The 19,131-nt window shown below is 33.8% G+C and carries 22 protein-coding genes, 1 pseudogene and 1 riboswitch; of the genes and pseudogenes, 18 read left to right on the top strand and 5 right to left on the bottom strand.

The genetic code is table 11. The annotated features are described in order from the left end of the window. Positions 1 to 347: 347 nt before the first annotated feature. The 3 genes from ABH957_RS14590 to cbpA all read left to right on the top strand — a co-directional run bounded on the left by ABH957_RS14590 (position 348) and on the right by cbpA (position 4,254). Entirely contained in the window at positions 348 to 2,627 is a 2,280-nt protein-coding gene (locus ABH957_RS14590) for an NEAT domain-containing leucine-rich repeat protein (RefSeq protein WP_404511494.1), read from the top strand. Between the two features lie 248 nt (positions 2,628 to 2,875). Beyond that, complete coding sequence (locus ABH957_RS14595) at positions 2,876 to 3,505, top strand: class II aldolase/adducin family protein (RefSeq protein WP_002011549.1); 630 nt, start codon at positions 2,876 to 2,878, stop codon at positions 3,503 to 3,505. A 125-nt stretch (positions 3,506 to 3,630) separates the two neighbouring features. Then, positions 3,631 to 4,254 carry a cyclic di-AMP binding protein CbpA gene (gene cbpA, locus ABH957_RS14600; RefSeq protein WP_002140932.1) on the top strand — a complete coding sequence of 208 codons (624 nt, stop codon included), beginning with the start codon at positions 3,631 to 3,633 and terminating at the stop codon, positions 4,252 to 4,254. Positions 4,255 to 4,321: 67 nt separating this feature from the next. Here cbpA and ABH957_RS14605 read toward each other — a convergent pair whose 3' ends face one another. Next, positions 4,322 to 5,092, bottom strand: a complete 771-nt coding sequence (locus ABH957_RS14605) for a divergent polysaccharide deacetylase family protein (RefSeq protein WP_002086817.1) — start codon at positions 5,090 to 5,092, stop codon at positions 4,322 to 4,324. A gap of 490 nt (positions 5,093 to 5,582) precedes the next feature. Between ABH957_RS14605 and ABH957_RS14610 the strand changes: the two genes are divergently transcribed. Then, on the top strand, positions 5,583 to 5,864 hold the full coding sequence (locus tag ABH957_RS14610; protein WP_002011543.1) for an aspartyl-phosphate phosphatase Spo0E family protein: 282 nt from the start codon (positions 5,583 to 5,585) through the stop codon (positions 5,862 to 5,864). A gap of 29 nt (positions 5,865 to 5,893) precedes the next feature. Here ABH957_RS14610 and ABH957_RS14615 read toward each other — a convergent pair whose 3' ends face one another. After that, entirely contained in the window at positions 5,894 to 7,390 is a 1,497-nt protein-coding gene (locus ABH957_RS14615) for a DUF3149 domain-containing protein (RefSeq protein WP_113936978.1), read from the bottom strand. 194 nt (positions 7,391 to 7,584) lie between these two features. Here ABH957_RS14615 and ABH957_RS14620 point away from each other — a divergent pair, with 194 nt between their 5' ends. The 4 genes from ABH957_RS14620 to ABH957_RS14635 all read left to right on the top strand — a co-directional run bounded on the left by ABH957_RS14620 (position 7,585) and on the right by ABH957_RS14635 (position 10,777). Next, a complete protein-coding gene (locus ABH957_RS14620) occupies positions 7,585 to 8,031 on the top strand; it encodes a MarR family winged helix-turn-helix transcriptional regulator (RefSeq protein ID WP_002011538.1) in 447 nt (148 codons plus the stop codon). 156 nt (positions 8,032 to 8,187) lie between these two features. After that, positions 8,188 to 9,882 carry a M3 family oligoendopeptidase gene (locus tag ABH957_RS14625; RefSeq protein ID WP_113936979.1) on the top strand — a complete coding sequence of 565 codons (1,695 nt, stop codon included), beginning with the start codon at positions 8,188 to 8,190 and terminating at the stop codon, positions 9,880 to 9,882. A 139-nt stretch (positions 9,883 to 10,021) separates the two neighbouring features. Beyond that, positions 10,022 to 10,555, top strand: coding sequence for a DinB family protein (locus ABH957_RS14630; RefSeq protein ID WP_002030551.1), 534 nt, complete (start codon positions 10,022 to 10,024; stop codon positions 10,553 to 10,555). 105 nt (positions 10,556 to 10,660) lie between these two features. Further along, positions 10,661 to 10,777, top strand: a complete 117-nt coding sequence (locus ABH957_RS14635; protein WP_000038354.1) for a DUF6254 family protein — start codon at positions 10,661 to 10,663, stop codon at positions 10,775 to 10,777. A gap of 9 nt (positions 10,778 to 10,786) precedes the next feature. Here the strand turns inward: ABH957_RS14635 and ABH957_RS14640 are convergent, their stop codons facing one another. Next, a complete protein-coding gene (locus ABH957_RS14640) occupies positions 10,787 to 11,995 on the bottom strand; it encodes an ATP-binding protein (RefSeq protein ID WP_113936980.1) in 1,209 nt (402 codons plus the stop codon). 208 nt (positions 11,996 to 12,203) lie between these two features. Further along, positions 12,204 to 12,247, top strand: a riboswitch (PreQ1 riboswitch). Positions 12,248 to 12,340: 93 nt separating this feature from the next. Between ABH957_RS14640 and queC the strand changes: the two genes are divergently transcribed. The 4 genes from queC to queF are packed head-to-tail and all read left to right on the top strand — an operon-like array spanning position 12,341 to position 14,719. Further along, positions 12,341 to 13,003: a 7-cyano-7-deazaguanine synthase QueC gene (queC, locus tag ABH957_RS14645; RefSeq protein ID WP_002086813.1), complete on the top strand. Its 663-nt coding sequence runs from the start codon at positions 12,341 to 12,343 to the stop codon at positions 13,001 to 13,003. Continuing rightward, positions 13,003 to 13,494 carry a 6-carboxytetrahydropterin synthase QueD gene (gene queD / locus ABH957_RS14650; protein WP_002011526.1) on the top strand — a complete coding sequence of 164 codons (492 nt, stop codon included), beginning with the start codon at positions 13,003 to 13,005 and terminating at the stop codon, positions 13,492 to 13,494. The genes queC and queD overlap by 1 nt, the downstream gene beginning before the upstream one ends. After that, positions 13,487 to 14,203: a 7-carboxy-7-deazaguanine synthase QueE gene (gene queE / locus ABH957_RS14655; RefSeq protein ID WP_002086811.1), complete on the top strand. Its 717-nt coding sequence runs from the start codon at positions 13,487 to 13,489 to the stop codon at positions 14,201 to 14,203. The genes queD and queE overlap by 8 nt, the downstream gene beginning before the upstream one ends. 18 nt (positions 14,204 to 14,221) lie before the next feature. Then, positions 14,222 to 14,719 carry a preQ(1) synthase gene (gene queF / locus ABH957_RS14660; RefSeq protein WP_002086808.1) on the top strand — a complete coding sequence of 166 codons (498 nt, stop codon included), beginning with the start codon at positions 14,222 to 14,224 and terminating at the stop codon, positions 14,717 to 14,719. Positions 14,720 to 14,769: 50 nt separating this feature from the next. On the opposite strand, the gene ABH957_RS14665 is transcribed toward queF, so the two are convergent. Next, positions 14,770 to 14,955 carry a YkvS family protein gene (locus ABH957_RS14665; RefSeq protein ID WP_002064385.1) on the bottom strand — a complete coding sequence of 62 codons (186 nt, stop codon included), beginning with the start codon at positions 14,953 to 14,955 and terminating at the stop codon, positions 14,770 to 14,772. 256 nt (positions 14,956 to 15,211) lie between these two features. Here ABH957_RS14665 and ABH957_RS14670 point away from each other — a divergent pair, with 256 nt between their 5' ends. Together ABH957_RS14670 and ABH957_RS14675 are read left to right on the top strand one after the other, a co-directional pair. Beyond that, positions 15,212 to 15,367, top strand: coding sequence for a hypothetical protein (locus tag ABH957_RS14670; protein WP_162531637.1), 156 nt, complete (start codon positions 15,212 to 15,214; stop codon positions 15,365 to 15,367). Between the two features lie 81 nt (positions 15,368 to 15,448). Continuing rightward, positions 15,449 to 16,051: a histidine phosphatase family protein gene (locus ABH957_RS14675; RefSeq protein WP_404457291.1), complete on the top strand. Its 603-nt coding sequence runs from the start codon at positions 15,449 to 15,451 to the stop codon at positions 16,049 to 16,051. 60 nt (positions 16,052 to 16,111) lie between these two features. On the opposite strand, the gene ABH957_RS14680 is transcribed toward ABH957_RS14675, so the two are convergent. Then, the gene (locus ABH957_RS14680) at positions 16,112 to 16,690 is read right to left on the bottom strand and encodes a GNAT family N-acetyltransferase (RefSeq protein WP_404457293.1); all 579 of its coding nucleotides are present in this window, start codon (positions 16,688 to 16,690) and stop codon (positions 16,112 to 16,114) included. Positions 16,691 to 16,951: 261 nt separating this feature from the next. Here ABH957_RS14680 and ABH957_RS14685 point away from each other — a divergent pair, with 261 nt between their 5' ends. From ABH957_RS14685 to ABH957_RS14700, 4 genes and pseudogenes are all read left to right on the top strand, one after another. Then, complete coding sequence (locus tag ABH957_RS14685) at positions 16,952 to 17,146, top strand: abortive phage infection protein (RefSeq protein WP_113936983.1); 195 nt, start codon at positions 16,952 to 16,954, stop codon at positions 17,144 to 17,146. A 25-nt stretch (positions 17,147 to 17,171) separates the two neighbouring features. Beyond that, on the top strand, positions 17,172 to 17,489 hold the full coding sequence (locus ABH957_RS14690) for a hypothetical protein (protein WP_060750618.1): 318 nt from the start codon (positions 17,172 to 17,174) through the stop codon (positions 17,487 to 17,489). A gap of 478 nt (positions 17,490 to 17,967) precedes the next feature. Continuing rightward, entirely contained in the window at positions 17,968 to 18,327 is a 360-nt protein-coding gene (gene nrdI, locus ABH957_RS14695) for a class Ib ribonucleoside-diphosphate reductase assembly flavoprotein NrdI (RefSeq protein WP_105584136.1), read from the top strand. Further along, positions 18,314 to 19,012, top strand: a pseudogene (locus tag ABH957_RS14700) (ribonucleotide reductase N-terminal alpha domain-containing protein); the annotation flags it as partial. The gene nrdI and the pseudogene ABH957_RS14700, both read left to right, overlap by 14 nt. Positions 19,013 to 19,131: the final 119 nt, after the last annotated feature.

Raw genomic sequence — 19,131 nt, forward strand, 5'->3', positions numbered from 1 at the left:
AAAGTGGACACATTTTCTCATCTCGTTCATATAATTTACCAATACAAAAAAAGTTGGTCGAAGGAAAGAAGGGAAAGTATGTCGGAACGGATATATAATAAACTTGTATTGTATGCAAACATTTTGCAAAAAATTGGTGTTATTAATGAAAAAGAAAAAAGTGAAATCCTTCATACGATAGGCAAAAAAGCCCTTTGAGTAAAGGGTTTTTTATTTTTTATCTATGGAAATATAAACTTAATGTAATATTCTTGTTGACAATGATAATGAGATTCATTATCATTTATTATGTTAGTAATTGATAGTAATTATCAATTGAAATATATATAAGATAAGGGGATATTATTTTGAAAAAAAGTTATATTAAAGCTCTAGTAGTAGCAACAACATTAGCTATTCCATTTGCTGCGTATTCTACTCCAGCGTTAGCAGCAATAAAAATTGAAGCAAACCAGTCGGTAGCAGCAGCCAGTGATCGCACGTATGATACTGAGATTAAAATATATAAGGATCAAAAAGATGAGCCATCTATGGTTTCTCAGTACATAAAAAATCCTAAAGTAGCAATTAAAGACGGGAAAAAAATCGTTACTGTAACAATACAAGATAGCGATTATTTTCAATATCTTAGAATAGAGGATAAAAACCAACCTGGTGTATTTCAAGATGTGAAAGTTTTATCAGAAGATAAGAGGAAAAATGGAACGAAAGTAGTCCAATTTGAAATTGGCGAATTTGAGAAGAAGCATAATATGCAAATGCATATACTTATTCCGGCCATCGGATATGATCACAAATATCAAGTTCAATTTGAAATTAAAGATCCAACTGTAGGTGACAAAGAAACAGAGAAACCAGATGATAACTCTAATTCAGGCAATACGGAAACGGATCATCCAGTTGATAGTCAAAATATGATAACAGATAACAAATTAAGAGAACTTGTTAATAAAAAAGTATTTAATCGAAAAGATTTAAATACACCAATTACGAAAGAGGAGTTATTACAAGTAAAGGACTTGTTTTTAAACACGAATGAGATTCTGGATTATAGTGCATTAAAATATATGCCAAATTTAAAATCTTTAACAGTTGCGAATGCGAAGATAACAGATCCGTCGTTCTTTGCGAATTTAAAGCAATTAAATCATTTAGCTTTGCGTGGTAATGAATTTTCAGATGTAACACCACTTGTTAAGATGGATAATTTAGAATCTCTTGATTTGAGTAATAATAAAATTACAAATATTGCACCACTAATTGAAATGAAAAATGTAAAAAGTTTATATCTATCAGGCAACCAAATAGAAGATGTAACAGCATTAGCGAAAATGGAACAACTAGATTACTTGAATTTAGCAAATAATAAAATTACGAATGTTGCTCCATTAAGCGCGTTGAAAAATGTAACATACTTAACTTTAGCAGGTAATCAAATTGAAGATATTAAACCGTTATATTCATTACCTTTAAAGGATTTAGTATTAACGCGTAATAAAGTTAAAGATTTATCGGGTATTGATCAAATGAATCAATTAAATAAATTATTTATCGGGAAAAATCAAATTGAAGATGTGACACCACTTGCTAAAATGACTCAGCTTACAGAATTAGATTTACCTAATAATGAGTTAAAGGATATTACTCCATTATCAAGTCTAGTAAACTTACAAAAGCTTGATTTAGAGGCAAATTATATTTCAGACTTAACACCAGTTAGCAATTTGAAAAAGTTAGTATTTCTAAGTTTTGTGGCAAATGAAATCCGCGATGTGAGACCAGTTGTAGAACTAAGTAAGACAGCTTACATTAATGTTCAAAATCAAAAAGTCTTTTTAGCGGACACAGAAGTAAATAAAGAAGTGAAAGTACCTGTATACGAAAAAGATGGTAAAATCTCTACAAAAATTCGTTTGAAGAGTGAAGATGGTACGTATAGTAACGATGTAGTTAAGTGGAGTACACCAGGTGAGAAAGTATATGAATTTGGTGTGAAAGACCCATTTGCAGATACAGGAATCTTCTTCACAGGATCTGTTATTCAAAATGTAGTAGAAAGTAAAGAGGACAATCCTTCTAAAGAAGACGAGAAAATAGAAGCAGTAATAGAATTTAATGATGTGCCGAAAGGACATTGGTCAGAGACAGCAATTAACTATTTAGCGAAAGAAGATATTTTTAAAGGATATGGAAATGGTAAATTTGGATTTGGGGATAATATTACTCGTGGACAAGTTGCGTCTTTAGTACAAAGGTACTTGAAATTAGAAAGTAAAGTAGAGCAGAAAGAGATGTTTACTGATACGAAAGGGCATATGTTTGAGCAAGATATTGCTACAGTTGCACAAGCTGGAATTATGCAAGGAGATGGTACAGGTAAGTTTCGTCCAGAAGGAGTATTAACTAGGTACGAGATGTCAGTAGTATTACAAAAAGTATTTCAGTTAAATGAAAATAATTTGGAGAACTTTACAGACGTACCAACAGGTCATTGGGCAGAAGGATATGTGAAAGCATTAGTGGATAATAATATATCAAAAGGTGACGGGAATGGGAACTTTTTAGGGGATGATTTCGTAACACGTGAGCAATATGCGCAATTTCTGTATAAGGCAATAAAAAAATAATAAATGAGAAAAATACGTTATTCTTTAATAAGAAGAATAACGTATTTTTTATATGTACAAAATCAAGTGCTAAATAGACAGGAGTGTTTACATGTGATAGGCCTATTTTTCCGATAGGTGCTGAAACGATATTGACAAAAAGGCATTCTCGTGTGATAATTCAATTAATTTTTAGAATAATCAAAAAACATTCCTTTTATATAGAAAGGATTTGAACATTATATTAATATTACGCCGGGGGTGACGAAATGTTATTTTTTCTGAAAAAATGGAACGAATTAAAAGATGTGAAAGCAGAATTGGCACTTCGCGATTGGTTTTATGGTACGAAAATTAGTTTATCGATGTGTACGTCAAAAGAGCCATTAACATTTTTAGTGAATGTAGAGGGAAGAGATAAAGGGGTATTTTCTGAAGAAGATTTTATTGTCGTAAATTGCATGTGTGAGCCAGTATTTGAAAACGAAGAAAAACCAGCTATAGAGTCATTTATGCATGCGGATATTTATAAAAAAAGTAGTGCAGAATGCATTTTACAAGTACAGACTGTAGATAGTCATTTAATGTCAGAGCTATATGGGAAAGAAGGAGAAGTAACATTCGAAAAACGTAGTGTGGAACGTGTTTTTGGAAAAGATGGTATTACAGAAATGACAATTCCAATTGTAGAAGATGAAAAGAAATTCGCTAATTTATTAGAAAATAATGTTCCGAATTTTATTGAAGGTGGAGGAGTAGTCCTTGTTCATAATTACGGAATGATCGTGTGGGGGAAAACTCCAGAAGAAGCGAAAAAATGGTTGGAAGGTATAGAGTATTTAATGAACTATCACGTAAAGCTTTTAATGATAAAAGGGGCAAAAAGTTCTGTTATATAAAGATGTATTCACAGAGATTACCATTCCATAAAAATGAAAGCGTTTTAAAAAGAAATTTCACTCATAAAATATAGGTCTCCTTATTATATATAGATTACATGTTGACATGTAAGGAGGAACATATTTTGCGAGTTAAATATCATTTTCTGCCAAAACAGCAGGTGACATTTTGTAAAACGAATGATTCTGGTGAAAAGGCGTTACAAATTATGAATGAAACGGGATTTCGCGCAATCCCTGTATTAGCAGAAAATGAGAAGGAATTCACGGGGATTATTTATAAAGTAGATCTTTTAGAAAAGAAGTGTAATAGCAGATTAGAGGATGTAAGTACAGAAGATGTACTGGAAAATCCAAATTCGTTTATTTTTGAAAAGGATTCTTTTTTTAGAGCTTTTTACGTTATTCGTCGTCTCCCGTTTTTAGCGGTTTTAAATGAGTATAATGAATTTGTCGGCATTTTAACACATTCTAATGTATTTGATGTTATTGAGGATTCGTTCGGTATGCGGACGGGTGGTTATATATTAACAATTGCAACACAAGATTGTAAGGGAACAATTAAAGAGCTTGGGACATTATTAAAAGCATATAATATCGGTGGGCTGTTTACGCTTGATAATGGTGATCAATATATTCGCCGTGTTATCGTAAATATATCGGATGAGTTAAATGAAAAAAAATTAAAGCAATTAATTGAAAAGATAGAGAAAAAGGGATTCAGGGTGAGTCATGTAGATTATATTTAAGTTGAAAAGGAAAGGTACCTATCTGCTATATGTAGATAGGTACCTTTTTTAGTGCGAGAAATGAATCTTATTTTGAAACAGAAGGTGGAGATAACGCTAAATCAGATAAAAAAATAAAGTCTGCATGCTCACGAATTTTAGGAATAGAAGTTTCGATAATACGTGATGTAATTTCACCTGGAGCCCCAACGTGTCCGATAGCTACCATAATGGGTTTGTCTTGGATTTTTTTTATGAGTAATTGTGCTTGTTTTGAAATGTGACTTACCGTATATACATCATCAAAAAATAATTGGTTTTCAATAATAGGCACGCCTAATTCTTTACCGATTTTTGGGACAACACTATTAGGGTTTGTTTTACTATCTAAATAAAATAAACCGTGTTTTTTACAGGCAGAAAGTATAAGACGTACAATCCTTTCATCAGCGGTTACTTTTGATCCCATATGATTGTTCATTCCTATTGCATGAGGTATTTCTTGAATTGCTTGTTCGAGTCGGTTGTTTATTTCTTCATCGCTTAAATCTGTTGTAATCGCTTTTGGTCCAAGCCACTCTTTTTTTCCTCTAATTGGTTCCATTGGCATATGTATAATAACTTCATGCCCTTTTTTATGGGCAGCTATTGCGTCTTGTTTAGTAGAAGGAAGAAATGGCATAACAGCAACAGTGAGTGGAATTGGAAGTGATAACATCTTATCTGTGCCTTTCATATTATTGCCGAAATCATCGATGACAATAGCAACCTTATTCGTATGAGCGTTTGCTTGAATAGGAAAGAAGAAGAAGGGTATGAACAGGGTGAAGACGAGAAATGCAATGGTATATTTGCGCATATAAATATTTCCTTTCTATTTTATCCCGCTATTTGCGGGCAGTAAGACTCCCACCTCAAAATTCGGCTGGAGCAAAGAAGTTAGGTGGGAGATCCACTGCCCGTAAGCGCTCGATTGGTGAAGGCTAATAATTAGTGGGGGATGAACAAAATCCCCACTAATTCAAGTTTCACTTTATCAATCATCATTATGTTTTGCGTTTTTACATAAATTAAACAAAAAATGTCGAAGAAAAGTACATTGAAAATAGAGAATCCACTGTTTACTGAGTATTTACAAAAAAGAAGATGAAAAAAATGTCTATTATTGCGAATGTATTTACAAAGATAGAATAATTTGTAATAATTCTCAAAGTGAGGGTAAAGATTTGTAAATTACAGGGGAAAAATGTTAAATTTTCTGATTCTTCAATTTTAAATAGGATTAAGTGTTTAAAGGGCTAAAGTAGAAGAGGCGTTGAGAGTATTGAAGAAAAATAAGGGGGATATGGATGTTTACTGTAAAAAGGAAGTACACATTAGAAAAGCTTTCGCATGATATTCATATGAAACGTGAAGAAATGATTCATTTAGGATTAACAAGTGGGTTAAATAGTATGGAGACAATTCAAGTTAGTCAAGAATTGGACAAGCTTATCGTACAGTATCAGCGTTACAAAGAAAAACAAACACCGAAATGGTTTTCAATTATAAAGGTTCCTATTTTTCAAATTGGGTATGAAGGGAAATCAAACAATTTTTGGAGAATGTTTGTAGCTGGTTTTATGAAATAAGTATAATTACCCTTTTAAGATAAGGATAATTATACTATGTGTAATGGAATCTCTATATGAACTGTCGTTCCTTTGTTTTCTTTACTATCAATAAATATATGCCCATTGTACATCTCTACAATTCGTTTACATATAACAAGCCCAAGACCTGTTCCAGTATCTTTATTAGTAAAGAACGGATGAAAGAGGTGTTTTTGAATATGTTTAGGAATCCCTTTTCCAGTATCAATAATTTGCAAGTGTGCGTGTTTTTCGTTGTTTGTTACTACAATGGTTAATGTATCACCAGAAGCCATGGCTTCAATTGCATTTTTTGTAATGTTTAAAACCACTTGTTTCATATGGTCTTTTGAGCAACGTATATGAACAGGGTGGTCTGGCAAATGTAAATGAAATACAATGTTATGTAGATTCGCTTCAGATTGGATAATTAATGATACCTCATTAAGAATCGTTCTTACATCATATGTTTGTTCAGTGATGGCAGTTGGTTTTCCAAGAATAAGAAATTCGCTTACAATTTCATTAATCCGTTCTATTTCTTGTTCGATTACGGAAAAGTAGAACTGATCCTGTTCATCTTTATATTTCTCTTTTAACAGAGCAACGAGTCCTTTAATTCCAGTAAGAGGGTTACGGATTTCATGAGCTGTACTAGCTGCAAAAGTTCCAACCAATTCAATTTTTTGTAGTTCATTTTGTTGTCTTTCTAGTTTTGTTTGACGTTTTAATAACATATATTGAGCAAGTAAAAATAAAATAGACATTAAAAATAAAGTAGCTATACACTCTATTGAAACTAACTGGTATAAAGTTTGTTGATGAATAGGTAACGGAGAAACAGAGACTTTCCAATTTAATCTTTGGAGTGGGGTAGTAAGCATGTTAGAATGCCCATCGCTTGTTTCGTTATTATCATCGGTTAGAAAAACTACATCATGTTTATCAGTCACTTCGAAATGATATTGTGGTTTAATAGCATTTAAAGAGGCTGAAATGTAGTCAAAGCGTAAACTTGCTAATAATAATCCTGAGAGTTCCTTTTGTCTATTAAATATTGGAGACGCAATCATAATAGCTTGATGTCCAAGAACGCGATCTGTAATAACTGATGATACAGTTGTTTTCTTAGATTGCAATGCATCTTGGATGTATTGGCGGTCAGAAACGTCAATAGGCGGCGAATCGCCTTGGGATGCGAGTGTAATCATCCCATCTGTCGTAGCGTAATATAGACCGGAAAAACGTTGATCATTTCCATCGGTATCATGTACAATCTGTTTAATCCCATTGATGTTGCCAGTTTCGGTCCCTACGACTTTTGCGAGCATTTCTAAGGCAGATATAGCTTCACCAAGGTGATGGTCTAAATAGTCTCTATATAAAAAGAGAACAGTGTGAGCAGATAGTTTGTTTGCCTGTTTCATTTGATAAGTGTGATATGAAAAAAATGTGGCACCAATCCCTATCGTTGGCAGTATAACAAGCAGTATGTAAAAAACTATGCTTTGTAATTTGACTTTCAAATTTGGTACTCCTTCTTTTTTTATTATCATTATATATAAACTATGTTAAAATTGTCATGTTTTTATTCAAGAATCATTTGCATTACATTAGGGAAAGGAAAAGGAATGAGTGAATATTCATTCGGAAGTTGTAATGAGGTGCTACGTTGCTTTTCTTTTTGTTGCGGAGAATTTAAGTGAAGGGTTGAAATGGTATGACATCAAATAATGAGCGAGAAGACATTTCTCAATCTTTAAAAGTATTTATTGCATTATCCCGTGTACATCGTTCTGTTATGGATACTACAAATAAATCCATACAAAGTAACGGATTAAATCCAACTGAGTTTGCTGTATTAGAATTACTATATCATAAAGGAGGCCAACCACTTCAGCAAATCGGTGAGCGTATTTTAATAGCTAGTGGCAGCATTACATACGTTGTAGATAAGCTAGAGAAAAAAGGGCTTGTAAAACGAATTCCATGTCCAAATGACAGGCGTGTTATTTATGCACAATTAACGGAGTCTGGAGAGAGCTTTATTGCTTCTATTTTTCCAGGTCATGAGCAAGTTATATATCAGTCTTTTGAAATGTTAACGAAGGATGAGAAGGATGAATTACTCGAGCTATTGAAAAAAATTGGAAAGTATGAAAAATGATGATATGTTCCAAAGGAGCTTTGGATAAAGAAATCCAAGGCTTTTTTGCATATAAGCAAGATGGAAGCTGCCGAATTTTGTTGAAAACTAAGAGGGGATTTGGGAATAAGTATTGAATTATAGTAAAGGTATACATAACGGAGAGGGGGCTTGTTCATGTCATTTAAAGACTATGAATATAAACGGCCAAATATTGAAGAATTAAAAGGGAAATTTACTGTTGCTTTAGAGAAATTTGATAACGCAAAAACTGTAGAAGAACAAAAACAAGTTATCAATTCAATTAACGAAATTCGTAATGACTTTGGTACAATGGGGAACCTTTGTTACATTCGTCATTCTGTTGATACGACAGATGCCTTTTATAAGGATGAGCAGGATTTCTTTGATGAATTCTCTCCAGTTGTACAAGGGTATGGTACAAAGTATTATAATGCGTTAATTCATTCTCCATTCCGCGAAGAATTAGAGGCGTATTATGGAAAGCAATTATTTGCTCTTGCGGAGTGTGATTTGAAAACATATTCTGATGAAGTCGTGAAAGATTTACAATTAGAGAATAAACTGTCTTCACAATATACACAGTTATTAGCATCTGCAAAAATTGACTTTGCAGGAGAAGAAAGAACGTTATCGCAACTTATTCCATTTATGCAAGGAAAAGAAAGAAGTGAACGTAAAGCAGCAAGTGAAGCATACTACGGATTTTTAGCTGAGAAAGAGGAAGAGTTAGATCGCATTTATGATGAGCTTGTTAAAGTGAGAACGAAAATCGCAAAAACACTTGGTTTTAAAAACTTTGTTGAATTAGGATATGCAAGAATGTATCGTACAGATTATAATGCTGAAATGGTAGCGAACTATCGTCAGCAAGTATTAGATTATATCGTTCCGGTTGCAACCGAGTTAAGAAATAGACAAAAAGCACGCATTGGTGTAGAAAAGCTCGCTTATTATGATGAAAACTTTGAGTTTGCTACAGGTAATCCAACTCCAAAAGGCGATGCCGATTGGATTATTAATCACGGGAAAACGATGTATAAAGAATTATCAGCTGAAACAGATGAATTTTTTAATTTCATGCTCGATAATGATTTATTAGATTTAGTTGCGAAAAAAGGAAAAGCTGGTGGTGGATATTGTACATATATCGAGAATTATAAAGCGCCATTCATCTTCTCAAACTTTAATGGAACGTCTGGTGACATTGATGTGCTAACACATGAAGCAGGCCATGCTTTCCAAGTATATGAAAGTCGTAAGTATGAAATTCCAGAATATAATTGGCCAACATATGAAGCGTGTGAAATCCATTCAATGAGTATGGAATTCTTTACATGGCCATGGATGAAGTTATTCTTTGAAGAAGATGCGGATAAATATTATTTCTCACACTTAAGTTCAGCACTTCTATTTTTACCGTACGGTGTATCTGTAGATGAATATCAACATTATGTATATGAAAATCCAGAAGCATCGCCAGCAGAACGTAAGTCAGCATGGCGTAACATAGAGAAGAAGTATTTACCACATCGTGATTATGAAGATAATGATTATTTAGAGCGTGGTGGTTTCTGGCAACGTCAAGGTCATATTTATAGCTCACCTTTCTACTATATTGACTACACGTTAGCTCAAATTTGTGCACTGCAATTTTGGAAACGTGCAAGAGATAATAGACAAGAGGCTTGGGAAGATTATGTGAATCTTTGTCAACAAGGTGGAAGTAAATCATTCTTAGAATTAGTAGAGGTTGCAAATTTAACATCACCATTCGCTGAAGGGTGTGTAAAAAGTGTAATTACAGAAATTGAAGCGTGGTTACGTGCTGTTGACGACACAAAATTGTAAAAAAACATGCACTTTTTTCCTATGTTTAACATCGACATAATAGAAAAATGATGAGATAATAAAAGAAAATTCAGAATTATTTTAGGGGTGTTTCTAATGGGGAGCGCCCCTTTTCACCAACAAAAGGGGGGAAAGCACTATGCTTCAATCTAATATGGATGTTAGTTTAGAAACTTTAGTCCACTCATTACAGTCTACACGAAGCACGCTGTTATCAGAAATTGAAATGTTAAATGATACGGAGGTGAATGTAAAGCCACGCCGTGATAAATGGAGTATTATTCAAATTTTGCATCATTTGCATTTAGTTGAACAGTCTGTCACATCTGCCCTTGTATATGCTTTGCAAAAAAAAGAAAGAAAACTTGCTCCATTTAAAGACCTCCAACTTACGCTTGATCGTACACATAAAAGGGAAGCTCCTCAACAAATGAAACCAACAGAAACATTAATGAAAAAACTGCAAGGAATTCAATTACTTGAACATTCACGACAAGAATTATTACATGCCCTTCATAGTGTAATAGATGAAAAAGAATTATTTGAAAATGGATTAAAACATCCTATTTTTAATGATTTGAATTTATATCAATGGGTTCAATTTCTAGATTTACACGAACAAAGACATCTTACACAGCTAAAAGAAGCGAAACATGCAATTTTACAGCGTTAAAATGAAAGAAGTGGGGAACCGCTTCTTTTCTTTTTTACTCATGCATAGTTTTCTTTCTCATTTTGGAATACTACATGGAGAAAAGAAAAGAAGGAGTTGAAAAGCATGTCAAAGAAAAAGAGAGAAGAAGAGCGCGCCTGGAAAGCTCGGAAAGAAAATCAAAAGCCACATGGGAAAGTGAAAGCTTTTGCAGAATTAGTTGAAGGAACAGAAAAAACGTGATGAAGTTCATCACGTTTTTTGTATGAGTGGGAAAGTTAATAAGAAGGTTGTACCTGTCCCTTTTTCGCTTATAATATCAATCTTTCCATCCATTGCTTGAATGACGCTGAAGACGACCATCATTCCGAGTCCGGTCCCTTTTTCTTTCGTTGAGTAGAAAGGTGATCCAAGGCGTTTTATTTGTTCTTGATCCATACCAACTCCTGTATCTTTTATATATAATTGTATATGTTTATGGTCTGGAACTAATGTAAGAATAAGGTCGCCACCTGTAGGCATAGCCTCAATACAATTTTTAAAAATATTTAATAAACATTGGTTCAGTTTTTGCTTTTCGCCAGCGATAAAGAAAGATGTACTTTGTTTTATATAATTTATACGAACATTTGCTAAATTGGCGAGAGGTGTGATCAAAGACAACGCATGAAGTAATTCTTCCTCTACTTGTAATTGTTGTTCTTTTTCAATACTCGGTTTTGCAAAAGTTAAGTAGTCTGTAAGAACGTGATTTGCTTGTTCGATACCATTAATGGCTATGTCGATATATAATTTTCGTTCTTTCTCAGAACATGCATCTGACTGTAAAAGTTGTAAAAAACCTTTCGTTGCAGTTAAAGGATTACGAATTTCATGAGAGATAGAAGCTGCCATTTCGCCGATTAAATGAAATTTCTCAGCGTTCATAAGTTCATTTTGGAGACGAACTTGCATTTGTAATATGTGTAGTAAATATAAAATAAGGATCGTACCAATCATCGTACATAGTTCGTACACAATGATATGTGGTATATAATCTGCCTCATTTGTAACACTTGCAAGGAAAAATGGTATCCAACCAAATCCATAAGTAAGACTGTAAAAAATAGCAAGTGTTATTTTTATATGATTAGAACTTCGATTAAAAAATTTGTATGTTAATAGTAGAACAATAAATAGGAGAATAGAAGCGATAAAGGATGGAAACGCACCTATTCCTCCCAATAAAAAGCGATAAATGTTTAATACAGCTAAAATAGAACCACCAGCAATAGGCCCTCCCGTTAACGTGCCGACAATTAATACGATATGTCGCATGTCGAACTGAAAACCATTATTTGTTTTTGCTGCGAAAGTGATACATAGTATGGTAGCGAGGCAACACAATACAATAAATATGGCTGAATTTAATTTAGGAGATCGTTTCCCTTTCTGATTCCAAAATAAATGATATACGAGCATTGTAACGAGAATAGATAATATATTTAAAAAGAGGTAAATAATAAAGAGTTCCAGTGGGATGCCTCCTCTCTTCTAACATTAAATTAATCATACTATAAAATGAAATAAATGAAATGCGAAATAGCGGAAAAAATCAGAAATTTTTTCTGGTAGTATACAATATGTTACAATAATCTTTGTCAATGAAAGAAGAAATTCCGTGCACTGCATGGGAGAGGTTCGCGAACTCCCTCTATAAAAAACTATGGAAACAACAATATCATTAGGTATTGTTTTGTTTTTTTATTGTGACAGTTCAAGAACGTTCTTTCTTCTTATTCGTAGTAGAGAAGGAGAATGAGTGAAATGAAAAAAGAAAAAGCAGTTGTTGTTTTTAGTGGTGGACAAGATAGTACAACATGTTTATTTTGGGCGATACAGCAGTTTGAAGAAGTGGAAGCTGTAACATTTAACTACAATCAACGTCATAAATTAGAAATTGATTGTGCAGCGGAAATTGCGAAAGAGCTAGGAATTAAACATACGATACTAGATATGAGCCTATTAAATCAACTTGCTCCAAATGCGTTAACGAGAACGGATATGGAGATTACACATGAAGAAGGTGAATTGCCATCAACATTTGTAGATGGACGAAATTTACTATTTTTATCATTTGCGGCTGTATTAGCAAAACAAGTTGGAGCACGTCATATTGTAACGGGTGTATGTGAAACTGATTTCAGTGGTTATCCAGATTGTCGTGACGTGTTTGTGAAATCATTAAACGTTACATTAAATTTATCTATGGATTATCCGTTTGTTATTCATACACCACTTATGTGGATTGATAAAGCAGAGACATGGAAACTATCTGATGAACTTGGAGCATTTGAGTTTGTTAGAGAAAAAACATTAACATGTTATAACGGAATCATTGGTGATGGTTGCGGTGAATGTCCAGCATGTCAACTTCGTAAAGCGGGATTAGATACGTATCTACAAGAACGCGAAGGAGCGAGCAACTAATGGATAACTTTTTTGGATTTCGCATCGTAGAAAATTTGCAAAAAATGGACAAGGATATTCAGCGTGAACAACTCAAATATCATAATAAAAGAGTAATGGTCAGCAAGGAATTTACATTTGACGCAGCGCACCATTTACACTGCTATGAAGGGAAATGTAAAAATTTACATGGACACACATATAAAGTCGTATTTGGAATTAGCGGATATGTAAATGAAATAGGCCTTGCAATTGACTTTGGAGATATAAAAGAGATTTGGAAAAATGAAATAGAAATTTATTTAGATCATCGTTATTTAAACGAAACATTGCCAGAAATGAATACGACTGCTGAAAATATGGTCGTTTGGATTTATGAAAAGATGGCAGAAGCATTAACGAAAGATAATCGTGCGAACGAATATAAGGGAGCTCGTGTTGAATTTGTTCGTCTTTTTGAGACGCCAACTAGTTATGCGGAAGTAAGACGGGAGTGGATGCTCGATGAGTAAAATCCCCGTCTTAGAAATATTTGGCCCAACCATTCAAGGAGAAGGGATGGTTGTAGGACAAAAGACAATGTTTATCCGTACAGCGGGCTGTGATTATAGCTGTGCTTGGTGTGATTCTGCTTTTACATGGGATGGATCGGCCAAAGATCAAATTAAACAAATGACACCGGAAGACATTTGGAATGAGCTTGTAGAAATTGGTGGAGAAAATTTTTCTCATGTTACGATTTCGGGTGGAAATCCTGTTTTGCTGAAAAATATGCAATTTCTTCTTTCTATATTAAAGGAGAATGGAATGCGAACAGCGGTAGAAACGCAAGGGAGTAAATGGCAAGATTGGTTGCTTCAAATTGATGAGGTAACGATTTCTCCAAAACCACCAAGTTCAACTATGAAAACAGATTTTCAGATGTTAGATTCTGTTATTCATAAACTAGCAGGGAAAGATTTTAGTTTAAAAGTAGTAGTATTCGATGATCAAGATTTTGAATATGCAGTTAAGATGCACGAGCGTTATCCGAATGTACCATTTTTCTTACAAGTAGGGAATGATGATACGAAAACAGTGGATGATGCGGTGCTTATAAAAAAACTATTAGAAAAATATGAGTGGCTTATTGAAAAAGCTGTGAATTGTAAAGAAATGAATGATGCGAAAGTACTGCCTCAGCTTCATGCGTTAGTATGGGGAAATAAACGAGGGGTATAATGAGAAGGGATGTTTAAAATGGCAGGAAGATTAGATGAAGATTTAAAAGATGTAACATTATTAGGAAATCAAAATACAAAATATTTATTTGAATATAGCCCGGAAATTTTAGAGGTATTTGATAATAACCATCCAAACCGTGATTACTTTGTAAAATTCAATTGTCCTGAATTTACAAGTTTATGTCCGAAAACAGGACAACCAGATTTTGCAACAATTTATATTAGCTACATTCCAGAACAAAGAATGGTAGAGAGTAAATCTTTAAAGCTATATTTATTTAGCTTCCGAAATCATGGTGACTTCCACGAAGATTGCATGAACGTTATTATGAATGATTTAATTAAATTAATGGATCCACGCTATATTGAGGTATGGGGGAAATTTACACCACGTGGTGGTATTTCAATCGATCCTTACTGTAACTACGGCCGCCCAGGAACTAAGTATGAGAAAATGGCAGACTACCGCATGATGAATCACGATTTATATCCAGAAAAGATCGATAATCGTTAATATAGAAAGAAAGGATCTGTATGATATACAGATCCTTTCTTTCTATTATATTATGCATGTTGATTAATGACAGTATAGTTTTTATGGCTTACAACTGTAAGAGGTTCCATATCTAGTTCTCTAAAATTCTCCATAATTGTTATATCAACAATAACGGAGTTTTGATTTACCTTTTGAACACGGCCTTGCATTCCACCTTTAAATTCAATGATATCTCCAGTTTCTGCGATCTGCATAAGCAACTCTCCTTGTTCCAGTTTTCCCAAAAAAAGAATAATTTGGGCTTTTTTATTTCTTCTTATTTTGAACTATATTTACTACTTTGTAAATGTTCCCAAAGTAAAAATTCGAAAAATATTCACTTTTTGTAAGAAAATATGTAAAAAATATTGTTTAGGAGAAGAATGATGAAAATGCATACATCTTTATACGGGAGTATAATAAAAGATACAATGACCTACTAAAGTGGGAGGAATTAGGGGATGGAAAATGATGTTTGAAATTGTGGGGAGCTTTATAGCGATTTTATTATTTTTATTTTCATATATACAGTTGAAGAAAGTGCGTCATCATGAAACAACTACATATTTTGATGGACTGGATGGTGTGCACACTTCGATAACACATGATAGTGGTGGGGATATATAACTTTCTTTTTATGCATGGTATGATGGCAATAAGAAATAGTACGTAATATAGTTCGTAAGTGATGAATGGGGAGTGGAAAGAATGCGAATTTCTTTTATTCGTCATGGTCGTTTGGACAGTACTATAGAGCCAATGACAATTATTTCATTTCGTGAATGGATGAAGCAATATGATTTAGGGACTACAGTAAAAGAAACTCCTATACCAATTGAAACAATTGAGGCGATGGAATCAGCGAAACTGGTTGTAACGAGTGATCAAAGGCGCGCTGTACAGTCAGCGGCTGAGTTATTGGATTCCCTATCTTTTGTGCAAAATCCTCTTTTTAGGGAAGCTGAAGTTCCAACGAGTTTTTATGCTCCAAAATGGTTGAAATGTAAACCGAATGTATGGATGTTTATTGGACGTACACGATGGATAGTTGGTTATAGTAAAGAGGTTGAGTCTTATAAGGAAGTACGAGAAAGAGCAAGGCAAGCCGCTAATATGTTGCACCGCTATGCGCTCGTACATGGACATATTGCCCTTGTAGGTCATAGTTATTTTAATGCGATGATTGGGACTGAACTGAGGGCAATGGGGTGGTCTGGTTCGCCTATTTTCCATAAGAAGCCATGGGGATGTACAATGTATACATTTCATGAGGCGATGGATGGAAATGTATTAAATACAAAATTAATTTAAAAGAGGCTGTCCCTTTGGCAGCCTCTTTCTCTACATAACAAGTAAAAAAGAATTGTCCTTTTAAGATATAGAAACCAATGACCGTAATGGTTTTATTAGATGGGCATACGGTTCACCGACGAGCATAACGGTTTTATCTTCTTTGTAACCAAGTTTTTCATATAGTGAAAAAGCGCGTTTGTTTTCTAAATTAACAAGTAAGGCGATTTTTTCATGTCCTTTTTCAGTTGCATGAAGTTCAGCTACATCGATTAATTTAGAGCCAATACCACGTCCACTGTACATACTTGAAACTGACAACGTGTCAATATAATACTCATCAAGTTCAGCTTCTTTTTCTAACGTAATGGATTCGTCTTCATGTAGTTCTCTTAAGTAGTGTATGATTGGTGCATCAAGTTGTTCAGCGTCACTACCGTGATAAACGACAATAACCCCAACTACCTTTCCACCTTGTTCAGCCACTAAACAGTTTTCATAGCTCAATCGATTATTTTCTTTTTCGAACCATGTTTCAAGTCCTAGTATTACTTTTGCTTCAACTGTGCTACCTGTGATTTTTTCAGCAATTTCGTGCAGAGCGTTATACAATAAAGGTGCTACTTCTACCGCATCTGTCTTTTTTGCTTTCCGAATCATAGTATCCCTCCTAGTTCTAAATGTATATTGTAGCATAAAATAAAATATCAAACAGTGATTTGGAACTTTGTTATACAGGGCATCAAAAAGTTTGATATAGAGAAGTAGCTATGTTAGTATATGATATTTAGTGCGAATATAATAAAGTGATATAGATATAAAAATAATGAAAGTGAATTACATAATAGTAACGGGATAATTTTACCGTTGTCGACCTATAGAAGATGCGATAAAATAAACTATTGCAGAGAGGTGAAATACATGGATGAACAATTAGCAAATACAATTTTGGATCAGCTGAAAAATGGTGAAATAAAGGAGTATGTTGCGACGAAAGATGTATTTTATACGTTCAGAGAAGTTGTTGTAAATCGAGAAGATTTTAAACATATTATCGGGAACGCACAGCGCGGTGGACAGGTCATTTATACATATTCAGAAACACCACGTTCATAAATAGAAGATAAAGGAGAGGAGAATTATGGGGGATTTTAAACAAGGCATATTGCCACATTGGGATTACATGTGGAAAGATAGAGCTGGGAATAGGTTTATGGGAATGGTTATGTATCCAGAGAAACGAAAATGTTCAGCAAAAATGCTTCAGAAAATAAAAAGAGCATATGAGCAAGCAATAGAAATTAAAGTAACTGTACAAGTTCAACATACATATCAGTACGTAGAAGGAATGATCGTATACTTTGATGAAGAAGCTCCTGTATGTACAATGCTCGATAAAGATGAGAATCCACATCATATATTTGTAAAAGATATTTTGCGTATTGAGCAGCCTGAATGATTTTTTTCATAAATAAATTGAAGTTCCATAATAATAATCTTTTTCTATAATAGTTATCTTTTAGTATGTAACGAGGAACGAAAGAGTATGTATAAATATTTAATAAAGTAAAATTGATAAATGTAATCGTTTTTTGGAACAGATTATCGTTTAAGGTCTGTTCTTTTTTGCGTGATGCTGGAGAAATATATTACTCCAGCATTTACTGTTTTATGACAAAAAATATTGTTAACTTTTTTTAAAATAAGGTTAAATTCGTTGACAAGTTTTTTGAAAAGCACTTTATTGACATGAGTTTTAGAATGTTGTTTCATAGTCTTTGTATTGAAAAAAATCGACGGTCATGTCGAAAAGTAAAAGTTAAAAAAAGAAAGAATTTATACATATATCTTGTGTCTTATTTTGAAACGTAATACAATATATAGAGAAATCAAGAAACGACATACAGAGAATATAGATTGGAGAGGGAGGGTCGGAAATGTTAGTTGCATATGATTCTATGACAGGAAACGTGAAGCGTTTCATCCACAAATTAAATATGCCGGCCGTTCAAATTGAAGAAGCTCTAGTATTAGATGAAGACTTTATTCTTATTACGTATACAACAGGTTTTGGCAATGTACCGGAACGTGTTTTAGACTTTTTAGAACGCAATAATGAAAAATTAAAAGGCGTATCTGCAAGTGGCAATCGTAATTGGGGAGACATGTTTGGTGCAAGTGCTGACAAAATTTCTACTAAATATGAAGTGCCTATTGTATCAAAATTTGAGTTATCTGGAACAAATAATGATGTAGAATATTTTAAAGAAAGGGTGCGGGAGATTGCGACACATTGAACTGAATAATGAAATCACGCAAATGCAGGACGGTTTTTATCAGCTTCATAAAGATAAAGAGGCATTAGAAGTCTTTATGGAAGAAGCTAGAGAGAATACCGTTCATTTTAATAGCGTGGCAGAGCGAATGGAGTATATGAAAGAACATGATTACTATTACAACGTTCTGGACGAGTATAGCTTGGAGGAAGTAGAAGGAGTTTATAACATCGCTTATGGTGAAAACTTCGAGTTCCAATCTTATATGGCAGCATCTAAGTTCTATAAAGATTATGCGTTAAAAACGAATGATCAAAAACAATACTTAGAAAGCTATGAAGATCGTGTAGCAATTGTTTCATTATACTTAGGACGCGGTGATGTTGCGAAGGCAAAACACTTCGCAAGCATGATTGTAAAACAAAACTACCAACCAGCGACACCAACCTTTTTAAATGCGGGACGAAGCAGAAGAGGAGAAATGGTGTCTTGTTTCTTGTTAGAGATGGATGATAGCTTAAATTCAATCGGCTTTAACATTAATACTGCAATGCAATTATCGAAAATCGGTGGTGGAGTAGCTTTAAACTTATCTAAGCTACGCGCACGTGGTGAGCAAATTAAAGGTATTGATAACGCCGCAAGTGGTGTAGTACCTGTTATGAAATTGCTTGAAGATTCGTTTTCATATGCGAATCAGTTGGGTTAACTTTATGGCTCAACTATAAAACCGGGTCAATTGCTGGAACGCCTGAGTATATCGAGGTAGGATACTACGAAGAAATTACGTAGCGACCCCTGAAAATCCAAGATTGCAGGAAATCA

The organism is Bacillus sp. RC242, assembly GCF_044908245.1.
Classification (GTDB): domain Bacteria; phylum Bacillota; class Bacilli; order Bacillales; family Bacillaceae_G; genus Bacillus_A; species Bacillus_A mycoides.